The sequence below is a fragment of the Actinophytocola sp. genome, from assembly GCF_036555685.1.
GTDB lineage: Bacteria > Actinomycetota > Actinomycetes > Mycobacteriales > Pseudonocardiaceae > Actinophytocola.
In genome coordinates, this window is sequence record NZ_DATBKY010000294.1 from 15,951 (window position 1) to 39,493 (window position 23,543).

The following is a 23,543-nucleotide window of genomic DNA, read 5'->3' on the forward strand; positions in this document are numbered from 1 at the left end:
GCCACTCGCACCGCCCAGTTGTCCACAGCTCGCGTCCGCCACCCCCGAACCGTCAGGCCCGAGCCGGCCACCGGAGCGCGGTACCGCCGGCTACCGGAGCGCGGCGCGAACGGCCTCCAGGGCCTCGTCCGCGCCGATGCCCAGCGCGTGCACGGTGGCCGCGTACCCGGACGCCGCCTCCCGCAGCGCCACCCGGCTGCGATCGCCGAGCGCGCTGACGAACGTGCCCGCCCGGCCGCGCGTCTCGACCATCCCGGCCTCTTCCAGCTCCCGGTACGCCCGCGCGACGGTGTTCGCGGCGAGGCCCAGGTCCGTGGCGAGCGCGCGGACGGTCGGCAGCCGGGTACCGACCGCGAGCGTGCGGTCGCTGATCTGGCGGGCCAGCTGCGAGCGCACCTGCTCGAACGGCGGCTGCGCCGCGTCCGCGTCGATGGTGATCAGGTCTGCGGGCACGGCCATCACGGTATCGGCTCCAGGCCGGACGCTAGGCTGCGGCCGAACAACGTTTATGAGAAGGAGTGTCGTGAGCGAGCTTGCGAGCGAACCAATGTCACAGGGCGGCCGCGAGCGGCGTCCCGGAGCCTGCGAGGGGGCGTCGTGAGCGAGCGTACGTTGGTCCTGGTCAAGCCCGACGGTGTGAGCCGTGGCCTGGTCGGCGAGGTCATCGCCCGGATCGAGCGCAAGGGACTGCGGCTGGCCGCACTGGAGCTGCGCCACGTCGACCGGGCCACCGCCGAGCAGCACTACGCCGAGCACGCCGGCAAGCCGTTCTTTGAGTCGCTGCTCGAGTTCATCACCGGCGGCGCGCTGGTGGCCATGGTCGTCGAGGGCGAGAACGCCATCGCCGCGTTCCGCCAGCTGGCCGGCGCCACGAACCCGGTCCAGGCGAACACGGGCAGCATCCGCGGCGACTTCGCGCTCGAGGTGCAGTACAACATCGTGCACGGCTCGGACTCCCCGGAGTCCGCCAAGCGCGAGATCGACCTCTGGTTCCCCGGCGTTTGACCTAGGGCGGCACCAGGAGCCTGCCTTGAGCCCGTGGCGTAAACCGGTTCGGGTTGTCGGTGGGTGCCTTTAGTCTGCCGAATGTGGGAGACGACGGGGCGCTCGTGCGGGCGCGTGGACTGGTCAAACGCTTCGGTGACTTCGCCGCGGTGCGGGGCATCGACGTCGACGTCCGGCGCGGGGAGGCGTTCGGCTTCCTGGGACCCAACGGGGCCGGGAAATCCTCGACCATGCGGATGGTCGGCTGCGTCTCCCCGCGCTCGGACGGCGAGCTGCGCGTGCTCGACATGGACCCGGACCGCGACGGTCCCCGCATCCGTGCCCGCCTGGGCGTCGTCCCCCAGCTGGACAACCTCGACAACGAGCTCACGGTCCGGCAGAACCTGCACGTATACGGCCGCTACTTCGGCCTGTCCAAGGCCCACGTCCGCGCCAAGGCCGCCGAGCTGCTCGACTTCGCCCAGCTCACCGAGCGTGCCGAGGACGAGGTCGAACCCCTGTCCGGCGGCATGAAACGGCGGCTGACGATCGCCCGCTCGCTCATCAACGACCCCGAGCTGATGCTGCTCGACGAGCCGACCACCGGGCTCGACCCGCAGGCCCGCCACCTGCTGTGGGACCGGCTGTTCCGGCTCAAGCAGCGCGGCGTCACGCTCATCATCACGACGCACTACATGGACGAGGCCGAGCAACTCTGCGACCGGCTCGTCGTGATGGACGGCGGACGCATCGTCGCCGAGGGCAGCCCCGCCGAGCTGATCAGCCGCTACTCCACGCGCGAGGTGCTCGAGCTGCGCTTCCCGCCCGGCGACGACGGCGACCACCCGCTCGACGGGCTCGCCGACCGCGTCGAGGTCCTGCCCGACCGCGTGCTGCTCTACGCCCGGGACGGCGAGGCCGTGCTCGCCGCCGCGCACGGGCGCGGGGTGCGGCCGGTGTCGAGCCTGGTCCGCCGGAGCACGCTGGAGGACGTGTTCCTGCGGCTGACCGGAAGGACCCTGGTGGACTGATGACTCTGTCTCAAGTGGACACTCCGGTGCGCAGCACCGGCCGCGCGCTCGGCATGGGGCCGGCGGCGCTGATCGTCGTCGAGGGCATGTGGACGTGGTACAAGCGCAACTGGCGGGCCACGGTCGTGTCGAGCGTCGTGCAGCCGGTGCTGTTCCTGCTCGCGCTCGGGTTCGGCCTCGGCTCGCAGGTGCAGCCGACCGACGCGACGAGCGGCCTGCGCTACGTCGTCTACCTCGCGCCCGCGCTGCTCGTCGTCACGGCCGTGCAGATCGCGTCGTTCGAGTCGACCTACCCCGTGCTGTCGGCGTTCAAGTGGCAGCAGACCTACCTCGCGATCGCCGCGTCACCGATCACGCCCGCGCAGATCCTCGGCGGTCAGCTGACCTGGATCGCGATCCGGCTGTTCACCTCGGGCGCGGCGTACCTGCTGGTGGCCGGCTTGCTGGGCACGCTGACCGGGCCCGGCGTGCTGGTCACGCTCGTCATCTCCGTGCTCACCGGGATGGCGTTCGCGGCGCCGGTCGTCGCGTACTCGGCCACGCTCGAGACCGAGGGGCAGCAGTTCGCCACGCTGTTCCGGTTCGTCGTGATGCCGATGACGCTGTTCGCCGGCGCGTTCTTCCCGGTCGAGCAGTTACCCCCGTGGCTGCGCCCGCTCGCGTGGCTCACGCCGATCTGGCACGGCACCGAGGTCGGCCGCGACGCCGCGTTCGGCACGCTGACCTGGTGGCCGGCGCTCGGTCACATCGCCTTCCTGGGCGGGGTGACCGCGGTCGGCGTCTGGTTCGGCGTGCGCAACTTCCGGCGGAGGCTCGCGCGATGACCGACACGCTCGAGACCGTCGAGGCCCCGCCGCGGGTCGGCCTGCTGCTTCGCGTGCTGCCGACCGGCCTCTACGCCGGGCGCGCGCGGGTGCTCGTCGAACGCTCGCTCCTGGTCAACCGCCGCGCGTGGCTCGCGGTCGTGTCGGGCTTCTTCGAGCCGGTGTTCTACCTGTTCGCGATGGGCGTCGGGTTCGGCAAGCTCGTCGGCGACGTCACCGGGCCCGGCGGGGAGCCGATCAGCTACGTCGCGTACGTCGCGCCCGCGCTGCTGGCCGCGTCGGCGATGAACGGCGCGGTCTACGACGCGACGTTCAACATCTTCTTCAAGTTCAAGTACGCCAAGCTCTACGACGCGATGCTGGCCACCCCGCTCGGCCCGCTGGACGTGGCGATCGGTGAGATCGCGTGGGCGCTTTTGCGCGGCGCGCTGTACGCGTTCGGCTTCCTGTCGGTGATGCTCGTGATGGGCCTGATCACCTCGCCGTGGGCGTTGCTGGCGCTGCCGGCCGCGCTGCTGATCGCGTTCTCGTTCGCGGCGATCGGCATGGCGTGCACGACCTTCATGCGCTCGTGGCAGGACTTCGACCTCGTCCAGCTCGCGCTGATGCCGATGTTCCTGTTCTCGACGACGTTCTTCCCGCTCGCGGTCTATCCGGGCCCCGTACAGGTCGGCGTCCAGTGCCTGCCGCTGTACCACGCGATCGAGATCATGCGGTCGCTGTGCACGGGTTATGTCGACGTGTCACTGCTCGGCCACCTGCTGTACTTCCTCGTGATGGCGGCGATCGGCGTACTGGTGGCGTCCCGCCGGCTGGGCGTGCTGCTGCTGCGCTGACCGGCCGGCCCGGCGGGCCGGTGATCGCGCACGCGGATCGCCGCACGGGACCGGCGCGGGAATGGCGTGCCGGGCCGGGAGTTACGCTTGGGGCACTATGCAGTCCGTCTTTCCCATGCTCGAGCCGCTGCTGCCGAAGGTCTCCAAGCCGGTCCAGTACGTCGGCGGGGAGCTGAACTCGACCGTCAAGGACTGGGACGCCGCCACCGTGCGCTGGGCCCTGATGTACCCCGACGCGTACGAGGTCGGCCTGCCCAACCAGGGCGTCATGATCCTCTACGAGGTGCTCAACGAGCTGCCCGACGTGCTCGCCGAGCGCACGTACGCGGTGTGGCCCGACCTCGAGGCGCTGATGCGCGAGCACGACGTCCCGCAGTTCACCGTCGACGCCCACCGGCCGGTCGGCGCGTTCGACCTGCTCGGCGTCAGCTTCGCCACCGAGCTCGGCTACACGAACCTGCTCACCGCGCTCGACCTCGCCGGCATCCCCCTGCACGCGGCCGACCGGACCGAAAATCACCCGATCGTGATCGCGGGTGGCCATGCCGCGTTCAACCCCGAGCCGATCGCCGACTTCCTCGACGCGGCCGTGCTGGGCGACGGCGAGGAGGCCGTCCTCGAGATCACCGCCATCGTGCGGCGCTGGAAGCAGGAGGGCTCGCCCGGCGGCCGCGACGAGATCCTGACCCGGCTCGCGGAGACCGGCGGCGTGTACGTGCCGCGGTTCTACGACGTCGGCTACACCGACGGCGCGCTGAACCCGGTCACGCCCAACCGCGAGCGCGTCCCGGCGACGGTGGCCAAGCGCACGACGATGGACCTCGACGCGTGGCCGTACCCGAAGCAGCCGCTGGTGCCGCTCGCGGAGAGCGTCCACGAGCGGATGAGCGTGGAGATCTTCCGCGGCTGCACCCGCGGCTGCCGCTTCTGCCAGGCCGGCATGATCACGCGGCCGGTGCGCGAGCGGTCGATCCAGGGCATCGGCGCGATGGTCCAAAAAGGACTAGAGGCGAGCGGCTTCGAAGAGGTCGGGCTGCTCTCCCTGTCCAGCGCCGACCATTCGGAGATCGCGGAGATCACCAAGGGCCTGGCGGATCGGTACGAGGGCACCCAGACCGGCCTGTCGCTGCCGTCGACGCGGGTCGACGCGTTCAACATCGACCTGGCGAACGAGCTGTCCCGCAACGGCCGGCGCTCGGGACTGACGTTCGCGCCCGAGGGCGGCAGCGAGCGGATCCGCCGCGTCATCAACAAGATGGTGTCGGAGGACGATCTCATCCGGACGGTCAGCGCGGCGTACGCGGCCGGCTGGCGCCAGGTGAAGCTGTACTTCATGTGCGGCCTGCCGACCGAGACCGACGACGACGTGCTGCAGATCGCGAAGATGGCGCAGGAGGTCATCCGGGCCGGCCGGGAGGCCAGTGGCCGCAAGGACATCCGCTGCACCATCTCCATCGGCGGGTTCGTCCCCAAGCCGCACACTCCATTCCAGTGGGCACCCCAGTGCGACCCGGACACGGTCGACGACCGCCTGCGCAAGCTGCGCGAGGCGGTCAACTCCGACCGGAACCTCGGTCGCAACATCGGCATGCGCTACCACGACGGCAAGCCGAGCCTGATCGAGGGCCTGCTGTCCCGCGGGGACCGCCGGGTGGGCCGGGTCATCGAGCGGGTGTGGCGCGAGGGCGGCCGTTTCGACGGCTGGAGCGAGCACTTCTCCTACGAGCGCTGGACCGCGGCCGCGGCCGCGGAGCTGGAGCCGCTGGGCGTCTCGCTGGCCTGGTTCACCACGCGCGAGCGCGCGGAGGACGAGGTGCTGCCCTGGGACCATCTCGACTCGGGCCTGGAGAAGACCTGGCTGTGGGACGACTGGCGGGACGCCCTGGACGAGCGCGAGCTCGAGGACTGCCGCTGGACCCCGTGCTTCGACTGCGGCGTGTGCCCGAGCATGGGCACGGACATCGAGATCGGCCCGACGGGCAAGAAGCTGCTGCCACTGACTCCGGTCTAGCGAACGCCGGATTTCATCAGCGAATCCGACTGGGCGTCCGACGAGTCACCGGACTCGGTCACCGCCGCCTCGGCGTCCACCATGCCGTGGCCGTAGAACCCGTTGTACGGCGCGTACCCGTCGCAGTACGCGTCCTGCGCGCCGGTGTCGTCCAGGTCGTAGTCGGCCGGGCACGGCACCGACTCCGCCTGGTCCGTGAGCATCCGCGTCAGCTCCGGCGGCGACGCGTCCGGATGCCTGCTCGCCAGCAACGCGGCCACCCCGGTGACGTGCGGCGTCGCCATCGACGTCCCGCAGTACCGCCCGTACCCGTCCGGCACGGTCGACAACACGCACGCCGGCTTCGGCGTGGGCGCGGCCGCGGCAGCCGGCGCGGCCGCCCGCGGCTCGCCACCCGGTGCGGTCACGTCGATCACGCCCAGGCCGTACGAGCTGTAGCCCGCCTTCAGCTTGTCCCGCCCCACCGCGGACACCGCGATCACGCCGCGCAGCCCGGCCGGCAGGACCCGGCAGCTGCTGTCCAGCGTCCGCCGTTCCATGCCGGACACGTCCGGGCCGTCGGCGGTCTGTCCACTCGGGTCGGACAGGTCCGCGCCCTCGTTGGTGGCCGCGGCGACCGTGAGCGTGCCCTGCTTCGTGGCGTAGTCGACCGCGCGGCGCACCGCCTCGAACACCACGTGCTCGCTGTCCCGGTTGCACGTCATCAGCCACGGGTCGACGAAGTAGCTGTTGTTCGTGACCGCCATCTTGTTGGCGGTCGCCCACATCAGCCCGCACACCGCGTACTCCGGGAAGATGAACCCGTCGTCGTCGACCACCTTCACCGACGCGATCCGCACGCCGGGCGCGACGCCGGCGATGCCGTGCCCGTCGTCGGCGGCCGCGATCGTGCCGGCGACGTGCGTGCCGTGCGCCGACGCCGTCGGCATCCACGCGCTTCGCGACCGGTCCGCGACCCCGGACAGGCAGCCCGCCGACAGCGCGGGATCCAGGGCCCCGCGCAGGTCGGGGTGGTTGGGGTCCACGCCGGAGTCGAGCACGCCGACCACGACGTCGCGGCTGCCGTCGTCGATCCGCCGCGAGCGGTCCGCGTGGATCATGTCCATGTCCCACTGCTCGGCGGTGAGGTCCGCGGTGGACACCGCCGCCGGGTTCGCGGTCACCTGCGCCTGCGTGGAGTCGGTCTCGTCGGTCTTGCGCGGACCCTGCTGGGAACGCATCACCCGCTGCGCGCTGAACGCCCGTTCCGGCCCGATCCGGTTCGCGAACCGCGAGTCGGGGGACGTGGCCACCGCGACGCCGATCTGCGGGTAGTACCCGGTCAGCCGGCCGCACGAGGCGCTGATCGTCCTCGCCGCCCGTGCGCGCGGGGTCCAGGTGTCGAACAACACCAGATACCGCAGGTCGGGCAGGGTGGCCGCACACGCCGGAGGCTTGTCCGGCGGTTGCGCACTCGCCACCGCACCGGTTGTCACCGGGTTCGTGGCGAGCACCAGGGCTATGACCGCTGCCACCGGTACACGGCGCAGCAGAGGCACGGGTGACCTCCAATGGTTGGGGCGGCCGGTCCGGGACACCGGCTGTCCAATGACCGGACGGTAGTCACAGCGCTTCGCACAGACAAGCACGCAACCGGAATTCGGCGTGGGGGTACCGTGCCAGCAGGCGCGCGGAATCACCCACCGGAGTAGCCCGAACCCACCAGAAGGAGTAACTCTGACCAGGCAGGACCGGCCCAACCCCTCGGCTCCAGCGGTGCAGAAGCTGCGATTGCGTTACGCGAAACGTGGCCGGCTTCGGTTCACGTCTCACCGCGACATCGCCCGCGCTTTCGAGCGGGCGCTGCGCCGGGCGCACGTCCCGATGGCCTACTCCCAGGGCTTCAACCCGCACCCCAAGATCTCGTGGATCGGCGCGGCGCCGACCGGTGTCGCGAGCGAGGCCGAGTACGTCGAGATCCAGCTCGTCGAGCCGGTCGCGCCGGCGGACCTCGTCGCGATGCTGGACACGGCCATGCCACCAGACCTGGACCTGCTGGAGGCGGTCGAGGCCACCGGTGGGGACTCGCTGGCCGATCGCGTCGAGGTCAGCCGGTGGTCGATCGAGCTGCCGGACGTGTCCGCGGACGCGTTGCGGGCGGCGGTCGGGAAGATGCTGGCCGAGCCGGTAGTCGAGGTAGAGCGCCTGACCAAGCACGGTATGCGCACCATCGACGCCCGCGCGGCGATCGTGAGCGCGACCGTGCATGACGAGACCCACCCGCCGGACCCGGCACCCGCCGGCTCGCCGTGTGGGATACTCGATGTGGTCGTTCGGCAGACCACACCTGTCGTTCGACCGGACGACGTGCTGAGCGCGCTTCGCGTCGTCGCCGCTCTGGAGCCGCCGGTGCCCGCGAAGGCGACCCGGATGGCCCAGGGGCGGCTCGACGACAGCGGAGGTCTGTCCGACCCGTTGGCCCCCGATCGGGTGAGCTGACAGCTCGGCAGGCGCCCGGGGAGCGGGCCCGTTCGGAGCGACGTTGTGACTGACCTGCCGTGACAGGCCGGCGAGCATGCGCCCGGCGGCCCCCACGGCGAGAGGCGAGGATTCCCGCCGCCCAGCGGCGGAACGACAACATGCTTCACCGGAGGAGCACGGTGAAGCTGAACAACGAGGCCCCTGTGCGGCCGCGTCCGCGAGGGTCGGTGCTCGGCACCGGCCCCTGGTGTACGCGCCCGGGGGTGAAGGAGCTACATGTCGGATAAGACGACACCCGCCGGAAAGACCGGCGGGGATACCGGTACAGCCACCGCCGCCGCGCTGGCCGACCTGCCGGCCAAGATCCGTATTCACGCGCTCGCGAAGCTGCTCGGCCGCAGCAGCCGTGAGGTGCTGCAGGCGGTCACCGAGGCCGGCGTGACCGGCCGCAGCGTCCAGTCGAGCATCGACAAGGACGTGGCGCTCAAGGTCGCCGAGGCGTTCGGCGTCTCGACCACTCCCGACGAGCCCGAGGCGCCCGCCGCCCCGGCCGCCCGCCAGGTGCCGCCGACGCCGGTGTTCGCGTCCGCCGCGCCGCTGTTCAAGGCCCCCGAGCCGGTCGCGGCGCCGCCACGCAAGGTCGAGAAGCCCGAGCCGGAGGACGTCGAGGACGAGGACGCGGCCGACGAGGGGGCGGACGTGGACGAGGACGGCACCGACGAGAGCCGGCCGCGCCGCCGTCGTGGTCGCCGGGGTCGTGGCCGGGGCAAGGGCGGCCAGAGCGACGAGGGCGAAGGCGACGAGCGGCCCGACGAGTCGGGCAAGGCGGACAAGGAAGACAAGGCGGGAGACAAGGACAAGCCGGAGAAGTCCGACCGTCGCCGGAAGGGCAAGGCCGAGGAGGCCGAGGCCGACGACGACGGCGATGACGCCGACGACGGCGACAGCGCGAGCAGGCGGCGGCGCCGTCGCCGCCGGCGCAAGGGCGGCGCGGACGACGAGGGCGGCCCGACCGAGGACGATCCGCCGAACACGGTCGTGCATGTCCGCGAGGCGCGCGACGACAAGGACAAGGGCGAGTCCGACGGTCGCGACGAGGTGCGCAGCGTGCGCGGCTCGACCCGGCTGGAGGCCAAGCGCCAGCGCCGCCGCGACGGCCGCGAGGCGGGCCGGCGGCGCGCGCCGATCCTGTCCGAGGCCGAGTTCCTGGCCCGGCGCGAGGCGGTCGACCGCGCGATGGTGGTCCGCGAGCGTGGCGACCGCGTGCAGATCGGCGTGCTGGAGGACGGCGTGCTCGTCGAGCACTTCGTCACCTCGTCGGGCTCGGGTTCGCTGGTCGGCAACGTCTACCTCGGCCGCGTCCAGAACGTGCTGCCCTCGATGGAGGCCGCGTTCGTCGACATCGGCCGCGGCCGCAACGCCGTGCTGTACGCCGGCGAGGTCGACTGGGACGCCGCCGGTCTCGAGGGCAAGGCCCGCAAGATCGAGCAGGCACTGTCCACGGGCGACAGCGTGCTGGTGCAGGTCACCAAGGATCCGGTCGGCCACAAGGGCGCCCGGCTGACCACCCAGATCTCGCTGCCCGGCCGGTTCCTGGTCTACGTGCCCGGCGGTGGTGCCACCGGCATCTCCCGCAAGCTGCCCGAGAACGAGCGGCGCCGGCTCAAGGACGTGCTCAAGCGGGTCGTGCCGGAGGACGCCGGCGTGATCATCCGCACCGCGTCGGAGGGCATCAGCGAGGACGAGCTGGCCCGCGACGTGCGGCGGCTGCAGGCGCAGTGGCAGGTCATCCAGGACAAGACGCAGGGCACCAACGGCACCAAGAAGGTCAGCGCGCCAGCGCTCGTCTACGAGGAGCCGGACCTGCTGGTCAAGGTCGTGCGCGACCTGTTCACCGAGGACTTCTCCGCGCTGGTGATCGAGGGCTCGAACGCGTGGGAGACCGTCGACGCCTACGTCCGGCACGTGGCGCCGGAGCTCACCGACCGCGTCCGCAAGCACGTCGGCAAGACGGACGTGTTCGCCGAGTACCGCATCGAGGAGCAGCTGCTCAAGGCGCTCGACCGCAAGGTCTGGCTGCCGTCGGGCGGGTACCTCGTGATCGACCGCACCGAGGCGATGACCGTCATCGACGTCAACACCGGCAAGTTCACCGGATCGGGCGGCAACCTCGAGGAGACGGTCACCCGCAACAACCTGGAGTCGGCCGAGGAGATCGTGCGCCAGCTGCGGCTGCGCGACATCGGCGGCATCATCGTGATCGACTTCATCGACATGGTGCTGGAGTCCAACCGGGACCTGGTGCTGCGCCGGCTGACCGAGTGCCTCGGGCGCGACCGGACCCGTCACCAGGTCGCTGAGGTGACCTCGCTGGGGCTCGTGCAGATGACCCGCAAGCGGGTCGGCACCGGCCTGCTGGAGGCGTTCGGCACGACGTGCGAGCACTGCAAGGGCCGCGGCGTGCTGGTCTCGACCGAGCCGGTGGGCAAGCCGGCCGCCACCAACGGCTCGGGCGGCGGCGGGCGCCGCTCCCGGGGGCGTGGCGAGGACAAGGACAGCGTCAAGGAGGCCGCGGCCAAGGAGGCGGCGGCGAAGGAAGCCGCCAAGGCCGTGCGCGACATCGCCAAGGCCACGAGCCGGGCGAACGGCGAGGCTCAGGACACCGAGGACGAGCCCGCGACGCCGGACTCTGCCGCGGACTCGGCCGCGGCTGCCGACGAGGCCGCTGCGGAGGTGACCGCGCCGGAGTCGCAGGCCACCGAACCGGCCACCGAACCGCCCGCCGAGCCCGCAGCCGAGCCGGCGGAGCCGACTGGCGAGTCGGCCGCGGAGCCCGCTGCCGAGCCCGCAGCCGAGCCGGTGGAGCCGACTGGCGAGTCGGCCGCGGAGCCCGCCGCCGAGCCCGCCGCCGAGCCGGCCCACCGGCTGCGGGTGCGCCGCCGGTCGCGGCGCAGTGCCGGGGAGCCGAGCGCGACGATCGAGCCGGTCGAGACGCCGGCCGTTTCGACAGCGCCGGCCGGAACCGAGAGCTTCACCCGGGCCGCCGACGCCGCCCCCGAGCAGTCGAACGGTCGCGAGCAGGCCGCTGACCAGGGCGAACAGTCCTCGTCGGTCGACGGGGTCGAGCCGCTCGAGTCGCCCGCCGCCGGCATGAGCCCGCCGCCGCGGCGGCCGGTCCGGCGGGGCGCGTCCCGCCCCGCCGGCCCGCCCGTGTCGGCGACCCACGACGGCTAGGACGGTGCTCGACCCCGGTTTGCCCCTCGATTCGGCGGCCACGTACCCTGTATGTCGGCCCGCCTTTCGGTGGGCCGACTCGTGCGCGGCGCCGACCGCATGCGCAGCCCTCAGTTTCGAGACCGAGTAGCAGGAGATTTCCGTCCCGATGTACGCGATCGTCAAGACCGGCGGCAAGCAGTACAAGGTCGCCGTCGGCGACATCGTCGAGGTCGAGAAGCTCGACGGTGAGCCGGGAGCGGAGCTCTCGTTCCCCGCGCTGCTCGTCGTCGACGGCGACGACGTCACCACCGACGCGGCGAAGCTCGCCAAGGTGTCGGTGCTGGGCAAGGTCGTCGACCAGACCAAGGGTCCGAAGATCCGGATCCACAAGTTCAAGAACAAGACCGGCTACCACAAGCGGCAGGGTCACCGCCAGAAGCTGACCCGCGTCGAGGTAACCGACATCAAGACCAAGTAGGAGCTGACAGCAATGGCACACAAGAAGGGTGCGTCCAGCTCCCGCAACGGGCGCGACTCCAACGCCCAGCGTCTCGGCGTGAAGCGGTTCGGCGGCCAGGTGGTGAACGCGGGCGAGATCATCGTTCGCCAGCGCGGCACCAAGTTCCACCCCGGCGTCAACGTCGGTCGTGGCGGCGACGACACGCTGTTCGCCCTGGCCGCGGGCGCGGTCCAGTTCGGCGAGAAGCGCGGTCGCAAGACCGTGAACATCGTCCCGGTCGAGGGCTGACGCCCGGCGACTGGAGCAAGACCCCCAGATGAGGGGCGGGCCGGCGGTACTGCGGCTCGCCCCTCATCTGCTTTCTCTGGAAGGTTCTCAGTGTCCAGATTCGTCGACCGCGTGGTGATCCACGTGGCCGCGGGCAACGGCGGCAACGGGTGCGCCTCGGTGCACCGTGAGAAGTTCAAGCCGCTCGGTGGCCCGGACGGTGGCAACGGCGGGAACGGCGGCGACGTGGTGCTCGTCGTCGACTCCGGCGTGCACACGTTGCTCGACTTCCACTTCCGGCCGCACGCGCGCGCGTCCAACGGCAAGCAGGGGCAGGGCAGCAACCGCGACGGCGCGGCCGGCGAGGCGCTCGAGCTTCGCGTGCCGGACGGCACGGTCGTGCTGACCGAGGACGGCGAGGTGCTCGCCGACCTGATCGGTCACGGCACGCGGTTCGCCGCGGCTCGTGGCGGGCGCGGTGGGCTCGGCAACGCGGCGCTCGCGTCCAAGGCCCGCAAGGCGCCCGGGTTCGCACTGCTCGGCGAGCCGGGCGAGGCACGGGACCTCGTGCTCGAGCTGCGCTCGGTGGCCGACGTCGGGCTGGTCGGCTTCCCGTCGGCTGGCAAGTCGTCGCTGATCTCCGTGCTGTCGTCGGCCCGGCCCAAGATCGCGGAGTATCCGTTCACGACGCTCGTGCCGAACCTGGGCGTGGTGACCGCGGGGGAGTCGACGTACACGATGGCGGACGTGCCGGGCCTGATCCCGGGCGCGTCGCAGGGCAAGGGCCTGGGCCTGGACTTCCTGCGGCACATCGAGCGCTGCTCGGTGCTGGTGCACGTGGTGGACTGCGCCACGTTCGAGCCCGGCCGCGACCCGATGTCCGATGTGGACGCTCTCGAGGCGGAGCTCGCGCGGTACACGCCCGCGCTCGGCGGCAGCCTCGCGTCGCGGCCACGCGTGGTGGTGCTCAACAAGGTCGACGTGCCGGACGCGCGCGACCTGGCGGACCTCGTCGAGCCGGACTTCGCGGCGCGGGGGCTGCCGGTGTTCAAGGTGTCGACCGCGAGCCGGGCGGGGCTGCGCGAGCTGTCGTTCGCGCTGGCCAAGATCGTCGAGGAGGACCGCGCGAGCCGGCCGGCGCTGGAGTCGTCGCGGATCGTGTTGCGCCCGCCCGCGGTGGACGACGCCGGGTTCACGGTCGTCGAGGACCCCGAGGAGCCGGGCGCGTTCATCGTCCGCGGCGAGCGGCCGGAGCGCTGGGTGCGGCAGACCGCGTTCGACAACAATGAGGCGGTCGGCTACCTGGGCGACCGCCTGGCCAGGCTCGGCGTTGAGCAGGCGCTGGCCGAGGCGGGCGCGGAGCCCGGCTGTCCGGTCACGATCGGCGACGTGACGTTCGACTGGGAGCCCTCCACGCCGGCGGGCTATGCGACGCAGCTGTACGAGCGCGGCGAGGATCCGCGACTCGAGCGCAACGACCGGGTCGGGGCCGCCGATCGCCGTGCCGCCAAGCGGGCGCGCCGGGGCCTCGACGACTCCGGCGAACGCTCGTGAATGGCCAGGCCGACGTCCTGTCCGGTACCCGGGCACGGATCGCCGCGGCCCGCCGGGTGGTCGTCAAGGTCGGGTCGTCGTCGCTGACCACCGCGGCGGGTGGTCTCGACCCCGAGCGGCTCGACGCCCTGGTCGACGCGCTCGTCACCCGGCGGCGTGCCGGCAGCCAGGTCGTCCTGGTCTCGTCCGGCGCGATCGCGTCCGGGCTCGCCCCGCTTCGGTTGAACCGCCGCCCGCGGGATCTCGCGACCCAGCAGGCGTCCGCGAGCGTGGGTCAATTGGTGCTCGGGCACGCGTACGTGTCGTCGTTCGCGCGCTTCGGTCTCCCGGTCGGACAGGTGTTGCTGACTTCCGACGACGTCGTGCGGCGCGCGCACTACCGCAACGCGCAGCGGACGCTCTCCCGATTGCTGGCGCTAGGCGTCGTCCCGGTGGTGAACGAGAACGACACGGTAGCCACCGAGGAGATCCGCTTCGGCGACAACGACCGCCTGGCCGCGCTCGTCGCGTATCTCGTCGGCGCCGACGCCCTGGTCCTGTTGTCCGATGTGGACGGCCTGTACGACGGCGATCCGCGGCGCGGCAGCGCCACCCGGATCACGGAGGTCGTCGACGCGTCGGACGTGGTCCACGTGCAGGCCGACGACGCGGCGTCGGACGTCGGAAGCGGTGGCATGGCGTCGAAACTCACGTCGGCCCGGCTGGCGTCGACCGCGGGCGTGCCGGTCCTGATCGCCGCCGCCACCGACGCCGCGCGCGCCCTCGGCGCGGCCGACGTGGGCACCGCGTTCGCCGCGAGCGCCCGCCGCCTGACCCCGCGCCGGTTCTGGCTGGCCTACGCGGCGAACCCGAAGGGGCGCCTGTACCTGGACGACGGCGCCGTCGCGGCGGTCGTCGGCCGTCGCAGGTCGTTGCTCGCGGCCGGGATCACTGAGGTGACGGGGGAGTTCGAGGCCGGCGACGTCGTGGAGCTCGCGAACGCCGACGGCCGCACCGTGGCACGCGGCGTGGTCGCCTACGACGCGGCGGAGCTCCCCGCACTGATCGGCCGGAAGACCCACGACCTGGCCCCGGAACACCGAAGAGAAATCGTCCACGCCGACGACCTGGTCCCGCTGCGCCATTGACCCTCGGGTATCTGTTCTGAGGCAGATTCCCGCCGGCCGACTACGCCTCCGCCTGACGGTTCCGGAGATGACGGATCAGTCGGCCGAGCTGGTCCGCGTAGTGGCGGGTGAAATCTTCGGACTCGACGTCGTCGCCGCAGATCGCCTTCGCGGTGCGCGGCAGCGTGACCGTCGCGCTGGCCGCGGCGAACAACGCCAGCATCACGCAGGCCGGGTCCAGGTCAGCCGGTAGCTCGCCGGCCTCCTGGCGTCGGCGCAGGTCGGCCAGCTGCGACCGCATGAGTTCGCGCTCCTGCCCGGTGTCCGGCGGCCCGTCCGCGGGCGACATGTTCGACCACACCATCAGGCGGGCCCCGTCGCGGTCGTGCAGCGTGCTCATCACGTAGTTGGCGACCACCTCGTCGAGGGGCCGGGCCGGCCCGGAGAGCTGGTCGCTCACCTGCCGCCACTGGTTGTTCAGCGCGGTGTAGAGGCCCTCCTTCCCGCCGAAGTAGTACGAGATCAGCTGCTTGTTCACGCCGGCGCGGTCCGCGATGTCGCTGACCCGCGCACCCGCGAACCCTTTGGTCCCGAACTCGACCTTCGCGGCGTCGAGGATCCGCGCGCGCGTGCGCTCGGGGTCGCGCTGGCGCTCGCCGGGGTTCGGCGCGCGGCGGGGGTTCCGGCCGGCGGTCACGCGCCAACACTAGGCGATCAGCGCACTGGATGACAAATTCAGATGGACGATTGACTTAATCAAACGTTCAGATGATTATTGGTCTCGACGTGGTTCCAGTCAGGGAGGCGAGTGATGTCCGAACAGTTCCGAGTCGCGATCGTCGGCGGCGGCACCGGTGGCCTGTGCCTCGCGCAGGCGCTGCACCGGGCCGGCGTGGAGGTGGCGGTGTACGAGCGCAGCGAGCTGCGAACCGAACGTCTGCAGGGCTACCGGGTGCACATCAACAGACGCGGCTCACAGGCGCTGCACGAGTGTCTGCCGCCCGGGTTGTGGCAGGCCTTCGTCGCCACCGTCGGCGCCCCGAGCAACTCGTTCGGCTTCGTCACCGAGCAACTCGAGGAACTCCTCCACGTCGAGGACGAGCTCACCTCGGGCGCCGACAGCGACCCGGCCGACGCCCACCACTCTGTCAGCCGCATCACGCTGCACCAGGTGCTCTCCACCGGCCTGGACGGCGTTCTCCACGACGGCAAGGAGTTCGAACGCTACGACCGGGCGGCCGACGGCACGATCACCCTGCACTTCGCGGACGGCACCACCGCCACCGCAGAGGTGCTCGTCGCCGCCGACGGCGCCAAGTCGCGGGTGCGCGCCCAGTACCTGCCGCACGCCGAGCGCGTCGACACCGGCATCCGCACGGTCGTCGGCAAGTACCCGCTCACCGAGGCGAGCAAGCGGCACCTGCCCGAGCGGCTCCTCACCGGGCCGAACAACGTCATGCCGCCGGCCGGCTGTGGCATGTTCGTCGCCCCACACGAGGTCGACGCCGGCCCCACCGCGGACGGCATCGGTGGCAACGACGAGACCGCTGCCGTGGACGACGTCCTCTTCGACAACACCGGTAGCTACATCATGTGGGGCTACGCCTCGTACGGCACCCGCTTCGCCGGCAGCGACGCCGAGCTGTCCGAGATGGACGGCGCGGCGCTGCGTGATCTCGTCGGCGCGCTGATCGAGGCATGGCACCCGGCAGTGCGCCGGCTGGTAGCCGAATCGCCCGTGCAGACGGTCTCCATGCTGCCGATCCGCACGTCGGTTCCGGTGCCGCAGTGGGAGACGTCGACGATCACCCTGCTCGGTGACGCCATCCACAGCATGACGCCGTTCCGCGGCATCGGCGCCAACACCGCCCTACGGGACGCGCAGCTGCTGAGCCGCAACCTGATCGCCGCCGCGCGCGGCGATCAGGACCTCCTCGCCGGGATCCACGACTACGAGACCCAGATGATCGACTACGGCTTCACCGCGGTGAAAGCGTCGCTGCGCACCGCGGAGCAGACCGTGTCGGGAAACCGGCTCGCCCGCTCGGCGTTCAAGGTGGCGCTGCGTGTGTTCTCGGCAATCCCTCCTCTCAAGCGAAAGGTGTTCGGCGACCTCGGAAACGACTGATTCCGAGGGCGGGTGGCGCAGTCGCGACGCGGCCGCGCCACATACGTGGAGCGATGGCGGGGTCAGGACGTCGTGGCCAGGACGAACGGGAGAACCGCAGGAGCGCCCGCGTCCCGGAGTAGCTTGCACGCCACAGTCATCGTCCAGCCGCTGTCCACGCGGTCGTCGACCAGCAGTACCGGACCGTCCACACCGGATAACTGCGCCGCCAGCGTCGGGCCGACCTCCAGCGCGCGCCACACCTGCGCGAGACGACGGGCGCTGTTGGACTGCCGTTCACCGGCGTCCCGCACCTCCACCGTGCCCAACAACGGCAGGCGGCCGATCGTGGAGATCCGCTCCGCCACGCTCGAGACCAACTCCGGCCGGGTGAGCGAGCCCATCGCGACCACGCCGACCGGACGTTCGGCCCAGCCCCACGACGCGAGCACGGCCACGCAGCCGTCGACCACGTCGCCCGGCACCGGACCATCGACCGGCCCACCCGGCGCGAACAGCTCGCGTAACCGGTTGCCCCAGCCGATGTCCGTGAGCCGGCCCAGCGCACGCCCCGTTTCAGCCAGCTCACCGGCGGCGAGCTTGCCCGAAAGTGGAACGTCGAGCGCGGCCATACCGCTTGGCCACATGCGACGCGGCTCCACGTCGACGCCGGGTCTGCGTAAGCGCTCCCGAGCCTGGGCGACCGCTTCCCCCGACACCTCCGCCGTCCAGCGAGGCCCGGCGCAGTTGTCGCACCGCCCGCACGGCGCAGCGTGTGGATCGTCGAGCTGGTTGAGCAGGTACTCCATCCGGCACTTCTCTGTGCGCTGGTACTCGAGCATCGCCTGCTGCTCGGCCTTGCGCGCACCCGCGATACCGACGTACCGCTCCTCGTCGTACTTCCAGTCCCGCCCCGTCGCGATCCAGCCGCCCTTCACCCGGTGCACCGCGCCGTCGACATCCAGCACCTTGAGCACCATGTCCAGCCGGCTGCGGGACAGGTCGCACCGCGGCTCGATCGCCGCCGTCGACAGTGGACGGTCGGCTTCGGACAGCACGTCGAGCACGCGGCGCACCACCCGTTCCGGCGGGAAGGCCAGCGAGGCGAAGTACGCCCAGATGTCCTGATCCTCGATGCCGGGCAGGAGCAGCACGTCGGCCCGCTCGACACCGCGGCCCGCACGGCCGATCTGCTGGTAGTACGCGATCGGCGAGGGTGGCGCACCGAGGTGAATCACGAAGCCGAGGTCCGGCTTGTCGAATCCCATGCCCAGCGCCGAGGTCGCGGCCACCGCCTTGATGCGGTTCGCGAGCAGGTCGTGCTCGATCCGCTCGCGCGTCGCAGGATCGGTCTTGCCCGAGTACGCGGAGACGGCGAACCCCTGCGCGCTCAGGAAGGCGGCGACGTCGTTCGCCGCGGCGACCGTGAGCGTGTAGATGATCCCCGACCCCGGCAGCTTGTCGAGGTTCTCCGCGAGCCACGCGAACCGGGCCTGCGCGGTCGGCAGCCGCAGCACGCCCAGATGCAGGCTCTCGCGGTCGAGCTCGCCCCGTAGCACCAGCGTGTCCCGCGCGCCGAGGTCGAGCTGGTCGGCCACGTCGCGCACCACCCGGTCGTTGGCCGTCGCCGTCGTGGCGAGCACCGGCACGCCCGCCGGCAGCTCACCGAGCAGCGTGCGCAGCCTGCGGTAGTCGGGCCGGAAGTCGTGTCCCCAGTCGGAGATGCAATGGGCCTCGTCGACCACCAGCATGCCGGCCGATGCCGTGAGCTCGGGCAGCACCGTGTCGCGGAACTCCGGGTTGTTGAGCCGTTCCGGGCTCACCAGGAGCACGTCCGTGCGGCCCGCGAGCACGTCCTCCTGGACCTCGTGCCACTGGTCGATGTTCGCCGAGTTGATCGTGGCCGCGTGCACACCGGCCCGGCCCGCCGCCTCGATCTGGTTGCGCATCAACGCGAGCAGCGGGGAGACGATGACCGTCGGCCCCTCGCCCAGCGCTCTTAACAACGCCGTCGCGACGAAGTAGACGGCGGACTTCCCCCACCCGGTGCGCTGCACGACGAGCGCCCGCGTGCGGTTGACGACCAGGGCCCTTATGGCGGTCCACTGGTCCTCGCGCAGGGCGGCGCCGTCGCCGGCGAGTGCGCGGAGGTGATGTTCGGCTGACTGTCGGAGGGCTTCCTGGTCCACGCCTCCACCCTGACGCATCCGGCCGACGGCGGCCAGGACGAACCCGTGCGAATGGACCATTCGCACGGGTTCGTCGGCTCGGCGGCCCCGTTCACGTACGCTGACCAGCTATGTCGAGTCGGCGTGTCGGGATCATGGGTGGCACGTTCGATCCCGTGCACCATGGGCACCTCGTCGCGGCGAGCGAGGTGCAGGCCCGGTTCGACCTGGACGAGGTGATCTTCGTGCCGACCGGACAGCCGTGGCAGAAGAGCCATCGCGAGGTCAGCGCGGCCGAGGACCGGTACCTGATGACCGTGATCGCGACCGCCTCGAACCCGCGTTTCTCGGTCAGCCGCGTGGACATCGACCGCGGCGGCACCACCTACACGATCGACACGCTGCGCGACCTGCGCGCCGCCCACCCCGACTCGGATCTCTACTTCATCACCGGCGCGGACGCCCTCGAGCAGATCCTGTCCTGGCGGCAGGCCGCGGAGCTGTTCGCGCTGGCCCACTTCGTCGGCGTGACCCGGCCCGGCTACCGGCTGGGCGACGACCACCTGCCGAGCGGATCGGTGAGCCTGGTCGACGTGCCCGCGATGGCGATCTCCTCCACCGACTGCCGTGCACGCGTCGCCGCAGGTCAACCCGTGTGGTACCTGGTCCCGGACGGGGTCGTCCAGTACATCTCCAAGCGCGACCTGTACAGCGCCTGGTGATCGCGGCGGGCGCGGGTACCCTCGTAGGGTTCACACACCGGCACCAGCAGGTTCGATGATCGAGGAGTGACGTGGTCGCAACGCACGACGCACGCGAGTTGGCACTGGTCGCGGCCAACGCCGCAGCCGACAAGAAGGCCAGCGACGTGATCGTGTTGGACGTGTCCGAGCAACTGGTGATCACCGACTGCTTCGTCATCGCCTCCGCCCCAAACGAGCGGCAGGTTGGGGCCATCGTCGACAACGTCGAGGAGAAGATGCGCGACGCCGGCACCAAGCCCGTGCGCCGCGAGGGTGCCCGCGAGGGACGGTGGGTACTGCTGGACTTCGTGGACGTCGTCGTGCACGTCCAGCACGCCGACGAGCGGGCGTTCTACGGCCTCGAGCGGCTGTGGAAGGACTGCCCGCGCATCGAGTTCGACCCGAGCCCGGCCGTCGCCGAGCCGGGTGGCAACGACGGCAGGCCGACGTGACGCTCAGCCGGCTCGTGATGTGGCGGCATGGCGAGACCGACTACAACGCGACCGGCCGGATGCAGGGGCACCTGGACTCCGTCCTCACCGACGTGGGGCGCAACCAGGCGCGCTTCGCGGTGCCCGCACTGGCCCGCTTCTCCCCGGACATCGTCGTGACCTCCGACCTGCGGCGCGCCATGGACACCGCGATGATGTTCACCGACACGACGGGTGTTTCGCTGCGCGTGGACAAGCGGCTGCGGGAGACCAACCTCGGCCTCTGGCAGGGCATGACCAGCGCCGAGGTCGACGAGCAGTGGCCCGGCGCGCGGCAGATCTGGCAGACCGACCCGACGTGGACCCCGCCCGGCGGCGAGTCCCGGCTCGAGGTCGCCTCACGAGCCGCCGAGGTGGTCGCGGACCTCGACGAGTCCACCGAGGACACGGCCGTGCTGTGCGCCCACGGTGGGCTGATCACCGCGCTGACCGGGCACCTGCTGGAGCTGCCGATCACCGCGTGGGCGAAGCTCGGTGGTATCGGCAACTGCCACTGGACGGTCCTTGCCCGGCGGACATCGAGCGGCATGGCGTGGCGGTTGCGCGTGTACAACGCGGGGATCACCGGCTGAGCCGATGCATGCGCCGACCCTGCTCGTCTTCGGGGACTCCCTGAGCTTCCACGGCCCGGACGGCCCGTACCCGGCCGACGAGGAGCGCCTTTGGCCCAACCTCGCGGCGGCCGCGCTGGGCGGCCGTACCGAGCTGTTCGCCGGCGGTGGCTGGACGGCGCGCGACGCGTTCTGGGCCCTCGCCGGCGATCCCCGGATATGGGCGACACTGCCGAAGGCGGACGTGCTGGTGCTGGCCGTCGGCAGCATGGACACGCTGCCCTCACCGCTGCCCACCTACCTGCGCGAAGGCCTGCGCTACCTGCGGCCCGACCCGCTGCGCCGGTTCGTCCGGGACCGCTACATCGCCGCTCAGCCGTGGCTGGCGCGGGCGACCCGCGGTCGGCCGGTGGCGCTGCCGGCCGGGCTGACCGTGCGGTACCTCGACCGGATCCTGGACTCGATCCGGGCGCTGCGACCGGATCTGCCGGCGGTCGGCGTGCTGCCGCCCACGCACCGGGCCGCCTCGTACGGGCTCGTGCACACCGGCCGGCTCGCGGGTGCGCGGGCGATCCGGGCATGGGGCGACCAGGCGGGCGTGCCGCTGCTGGATCTCGTCGAGCTGGTCGGCGAGCACGTGCTGAGCGGGCGCGGCAACCCGGACGGGATCCACTGGGGCTGGGAAGGACACGAGCAGGTCGGCAAGGCCCTGGCTGAGCTGATCGGGTCATTGCTTGCGGGGAAATCGGACGAACACCACGTAGGCTGACCGACCGTGCCGGTCGCCGTGGTCACCGATTCCAGCGCGTACCTGCCGGACGGATTCGCCGCCCGGCACGCCGTGCACGTCGTGCCGCTGCATGTGCTGATCGACGACGAACCGGGCCTGGACGGGGTGGACATCGGCCCGGCGGAGGTCGGCGCGGCCATGGCGGCGCGACGGACGGTCACGACTTCACGGCCCAACCCGGACGAGTTCGTCTCGGTGTATAAGCGCCTGCTGGACGAGGGCGCGGATGGCATCGTGTCCGTCCACCTGTCGCGTGAGCTGTCGGGGACGTGGGAGTCGGCGCGGTTGGCCGCACAGGAGGTCGGCGTCGACCAGGTGCGGGTGGTGGATTCGCGGACGACCGCGATGGGGCTGGGTTTCGCGGTGTTGCGGGCGGCCACGACGGCGACCGGCGGCGGATCCGGCGCGGTGGTCGAGGACGTCGCGGTCGACGCGGCGGGCCGGACGACGGCGTACTTCGTGGTGGAGACGCTCGAGCACCTGCGGCGCGGCGGGCGGATCGGATCGGCGGCCGCGTTCCTGGGTACCGCACTCGCGGTGAAACCGTTGCTGCACGTCGAGGACGGCCGGATCGTGCCGCTGGAGAAGGTGCGGACGACGCACCGCGCCGTGCTGCGGCTCGTGGATCTGGCCGAGAAGGCCGCGTCGGCGAGCGGTGCGGAAGCGGTCGAGCTCGCGGTGCACCACCTCGGCGCGCACCAGCGGGCCGCGGAGCTCGCCACGCTGCTCGATGAGCAGATCTCGCCGGCGTCGGGCTGCGTTGTGTCCGAGCTGGGCGCGGCGATCGGCGCGCACACCGGCCCCGGCGTGCTCGGCGTGGTGGTGTGCCCGGCCGTCGGGTGAATCCGCCAGCCTCGCACACGACACCGACAATTCCGCGCCACCGAAGGGAATCTCGCGCCGGTTGTCCACAGCCGGTCCGGTTGTCCACAGCAGAGCGCCGAACGGCACGGCACGGGTGTGGCCGGGCATACCGTCGAAGACGTGATCGACACGACCTCACGCCGCGACCGCCGCAGTGCCCGATCCCGCCGGCGGCTCGACCGACTCATCAGGCAGTCCGGAGTGGACCGTCCGGTGAGCAACGCGGCGCTGCCGGCGGACGAAGCGTGGCTGGACCTCTCGCTCGACGCGCGTACCGGGCCTGATTCGTGGCCGGACAACGGTTCCGCACCACGGGACGCTCATGCCGACCCGCCTGATCCCGAGCCGCCGCCGGTACGGGACCCCGACCGCGTACTGCTTGGCACGCCACCGCCGGCCGCGGAACCGTGGTGGCGCAGGCGAGTCGACCGGCTCGCCGAACGATGGCTGCCCGTCCAGGCGAGCGGGCGCCCGCGCTGGCGGCTCGCCGCCGCGGCCGCCGCGGGCGCGGTCCTGCTCGGCGTGGCGGTGGCAGCCGGGCTGGTGATGTCCGGCTCCGGCAGCGAACCGGAGGTGCCGCCCGCGCTGCCGGCCGCCCAGGACGACGCCGGCCGGCCGCCGAGCGCGACGTCGTCCCCGGCGGGCGGCTCGATCGTGATCAGCGTGGTAGGCCGGGTGGCCAAGCCCGGGCTCGTCACGTTGCCGGACGGCGCGCGCGTGGCGGACGCCCTCGAGGCGACCGGCGGCCCGGCACCCGGCGTGAAGCTCGGCGGGCTCAACCTCGCCCGCCGCCTCACCGACGGGGAACAGATCTACGTCGGCGTGCCGGCACCCCCGAACGCCGGCGCATCCGCCGACGCGGCGGCGTCCGGTGCACCGGGGGTGGGGCAGGTCGACCTCAACTCCGCGTCGATCGCATCGCTGGACACGTTGCCCGGCGTCGGTCCCGTGACCGCGCAACGGATCCTCGACTGGCGCACCGAGCACGGCCGATTCGCTTCGGTGGACCAGCTCCAGGAGGTCGACGGGATCGGGCCGACGCGGTTCGCGAAGCTCAAGGACCTGGTGGTGGCCCGGTGA

Annotated in this window: 22 protein-coding genes; 18 read left to right on the plus strand and 4 right to left on the minus strand. The window is 71.7% G+C overall.

Annotated features, from left to right (window positions below):
• Nucleotides 1-90 precede the first annotated feature (90 nt).
• Nucleotides 91-453, minus strand: a complete 363-nt coding sequence (locus VH969_RS29940) for a GntR family transcriptional regulator (RefSeq protein WP_414638636.1) — start codon at nucleotides 451-453, stop codon at nucleotides 91-93.
• Between the two features lie 144 nt (nucleotides 454-597).
• Here VH969_RS29940 and ndk point away from each other — a divergent pair, with 144 nt between their 5' ends.
• From ndk to VH969_RS29965, 5 genes are all read left to right on the plus strand, one after another.
• Entirely contained in the window at nucleotides 598-1,005 is a 408-nt protein-coding gene (gene ndk, locus VH969_RS29945; protein WP_331980345.1) for a nucleoside-diphosphate kinase, read from the plus strand.
• 83 nt (nucleotides 1,006-1,088) lie between these two features.
• Nucleotides 1,089-2,015, plus strand: coding sequence for an ABC transporter ATP-binding protein (locus VH969_RS29950; RefSeq protein WP_331980347.1), 927 nt, complete (start codon nucleotides 1,089-1,091; stop codon nucleotides 2,013-2,015).
• A complete protein-coding gene (locus VH969_RS29955; protein ID WP_331980349.1) occupies nucleotides 2,015-2,839 on the plus strand; it encodes an ABC transporter permease in 825 nt (274 codons plus the stop codon). The genes VH969_RS29950 and VH969_RS29955 overlap by 1 nt, the downstream gene beginning before the upstream one ends.
• Nucleotides 2,836-3,675, plus strand: coding sequence for an ABC transporter permease (locus VH969_RS29960; protein ID WP_331980351.1), 840 nt, complete (start codon nucleotides 2,836-2,838; stop codon nucleotides 3,673-3,675). Before VH969_RS29955 ends, VH969_RS29960 begins: the two co-directional genes overlap by 4 nt.
• 97 nt (nucleotides 3,676-3,772) lie before the next feature.
• Nucleotides 3,773-5,686, plus strand: a complete 1,914-nt coding sequence (locus VH969_RS29965) for a TIGR03960 family B12-binding radical SAM protein (RefSeq protein ID WP_331980353.1) — start codon at nucleotides 3,773-3,775, stop codon at nucleotides 5,684-5,686.
• On the opposite strand, the gene VH969_RS29970 is transcribed toward VH969_RS29965, so the two are convergent.
• Nucleotides 5,683-7,200, minus strand: a complete 1,518-nt coding sequence (locus VH969_RS29970; RefSeq protein WP_331980355.1) for a S8 family peptidase — start codon at nucleotides 7,198-7,200, stop codon at nucleotides 5,683-5,685. The genes VH969_RS29965 and VH969_RS29970 overlap by 4 nt on opposite strands.
• 241 nt (nucleotides 7,201-7,441) lie before the next feature.
• Between VH969_RS29970 and VH969_RS29975 the strand changes: the two genes are divergently transcribed.
• From VH969_RS29975 to proB, 6 genes are all read left to right on the plus strand, one after another.
• Nucleotides 7,442-8,164: a TIGR03936 family radical SAM-associated protein gene (locus VH969_RS29975; protein ID WP_331980358.1), complete on the plus strand. Its 723-nt coding sequence runs from the start codon at nucleotides 7,442-7,444 to the stop codon at nucleotides 8,162-8,164.
• A 258-nt stretch (nucleotides 8,165-8,422) separates the two neighbouring features.
• The gene (locus VH969_RS29980; RefSeq protein ID WP_331980360.1) at nucleotides 8,423-11,380 is read left to right on the plus strand and encodes a translation initiation factor IF-2 N-terminal domain-containing protein; all 2,958 of its coding nucleotides are present in this window, start codon (nucleotides 8,423-8,425) and stop codon (nucleotides 11,378-11,380) included.
• 148 nt (nucleotides 11,381-11,528) lie between these two features.
• Nucleotides 11,529-11,840: a 50S ribosomal protein L21 gene (gene rplU / locus VH969_RS29985; protein ID WP_331980362.1), complete on the plus strand. Its 312-nt coding sequence runs from the start codon at nucleotides 11,529-11,531 to the stop codon at nucleotides 11,838-11,840.
• A gap of 12 nt (nucleotides 11,841-11,852) precedes the next feature.
• Entirely contained in the window at nucleotides 11,853-12,110 is a 258-nt protein-coding gene (gene rpmA, locus VH969_RS29990; protein ID WP_331980365.1) for a 50S ribosomal protein L27, read from the plus strand.
• Between the two features lie 90 nt (nucleotides 12,111-12,200).
• A complete protein-coding gene (gene obgE, locus VH969_RS29995) occupies nucleotides 12,201-13,643 on the plus strand; it encodes a GTPase ObgE (RefSeq protein ID WP_331980367.1) in 1,443 nt (480 codons plus the stop codon).
• A 17-nt stretch (nucleotides 13,644-13,660) separates the two neighbouring features.
• The gene (proB, locus tag VH969_RS30000) at nucleotides 13,661-14,770 is read left to right on the plus strand and encodes a glutamate 5-kinase (RefSeq protein WP_331980410.1); all 1,110 of its coding nucleotides are present in this window, start codon (nucleotides 13,661-13,663) and stop codon (nucleotides 14,768-14,770) included.
• 40 nt (nucleotides 14,771-14,810) lie between these two features.
• Here the strand turns inward: proB and VH969_RS30005 are convergent, their stop codons facing one another.
• The gene (locus VH969_RS30005; RefSeq protein ID WP_331980369.1) at nucleotides 14,811-15,446 is read right to left on the minus strand and encodes a TetR/AcrR family transcriptional regulator; all 636 of its coding nucleotides are present in this window, start codon (nucleotides 15,444-15,446) and stop codon (nucleotides 14,811-14,813) included.
• A gap of 114 nt (nucleotides 15,447-15,560) precedes the next feature.
• Between VH969_RS30005 and VH969_RS30010 the strand changes: the two genes are divergently transcribed.
• Nucleotides 15,561-16,877, plus strand: coding sequence for an FAD-dependent oxidoreductase (locus VH969_RS30010; RefSeq protein ID WP_331980371.1), 1,317 nt, complete (start codon nucleotides 15,561-15,563; stop codon nucleotides 16,875-16,877).
• 62 nt (nucleotides 16,878-16,939) lie between these two features.
• On the opposite strand, the gene VH969_RS30015 is transcribed toward VH969_RS30010, so the two are convergent.
• Complete coding sequence (locus tag VH969_RS30015) at nucleotides 16,940-19,045, minus strand: RecQ family ATP-dependent DNA helicase (RefSeq protein WP_331980373.1); 2,106 nt, start codon at nucleotides 19,043-19,045, stop codon at nucleotides 16,940-16,942.
• Nucleotides 19,046-19,155: 110 nt separating this feature from the next.
• Between VH969_RS30015 and nadD the strand changes: the two genes are divergently transcribed.
• From nadD to VH969_RS30045, 6 genes are all read left to right on the plus strand, one after another.
• Nucleotides 19,156-19,746: a nicotinate-nucleotide adenylyltransferase gene (nadD, locus tag VH969_RS30020; RefSeq protein WP_331980375.1), complete on the plus strand. Its 591-nt coding sequence runs from the start codon at nucleotides 19,156-19,158 to the stop codon at nucleotides 19,744-19,746.
• 71 nt (nucleotides 19,747-19,817) lie between these two features.
• On the plus strand, nucleotides 19,818-20,219 hold the full coding sequence (gene rsfS / locus VH969_RS30025; protein WP_331980377.1) for a ribosome silencing factor: 402 nt from the start codon (nucleotides 19,818-19,820) through the stop codon (nucleotides 20,217-20,219).
• Complete coding sequence (locus tag VH969_RS30030; protein WP_331980380.1) at nucleotides 20,216-20,830, plus strand: histidine phosphatase family protein; 615 nt, start codon at nucleotides 20,216-20,218, stop codon at nucleotides 20,828-20,830. The genes rsfS and VH969_RS30030 overlap by 4 nt, the downstream gene beginning before the upstream one ends.
• A gap of 4 nt (nucleotides 20,831-20,834) precedes the next feature.
• Nucleotides 20,835-21,578, plus strand: a complete 744-nt coding sequence (gene octT, locus VH969_RS30035) for a diglucosylglycerate octanoyltransferase (protein ID WP_331980382.1) — start codon at nucleotides 20,835-20,837, stop codon at nucleotides 21,576-21,578.
• Nucleotides 21,579-21,584: 6 nt separating this feature from the next.
• The gene (locus tag VH969_RS30040; protein WP_331980384.1) at nucleotides 21,585-22,442 is read left to right on the plus strand and encodes a DegV family protein; all 858 of its coding nucleotides are present in this window, start codon (nucleotides 21,585-21,587) and stop codon (nucleotides 22,440-22,442) included.
• 141 nt (nucleotides 22,443-22,583) lie between these two features.
• The gene (locus tag VH969_RS30045; protein ID WP_331980386.1) at nucleotides 22,584-23,543 is read left to right on the plus strand and encodes a ComEA family DNA-binding protein; all 960 of its coding nucleotides are present in this window, start codon (nucleotides 22,584-22,586) and stop codon (nucleotides 23,541-23,543) included.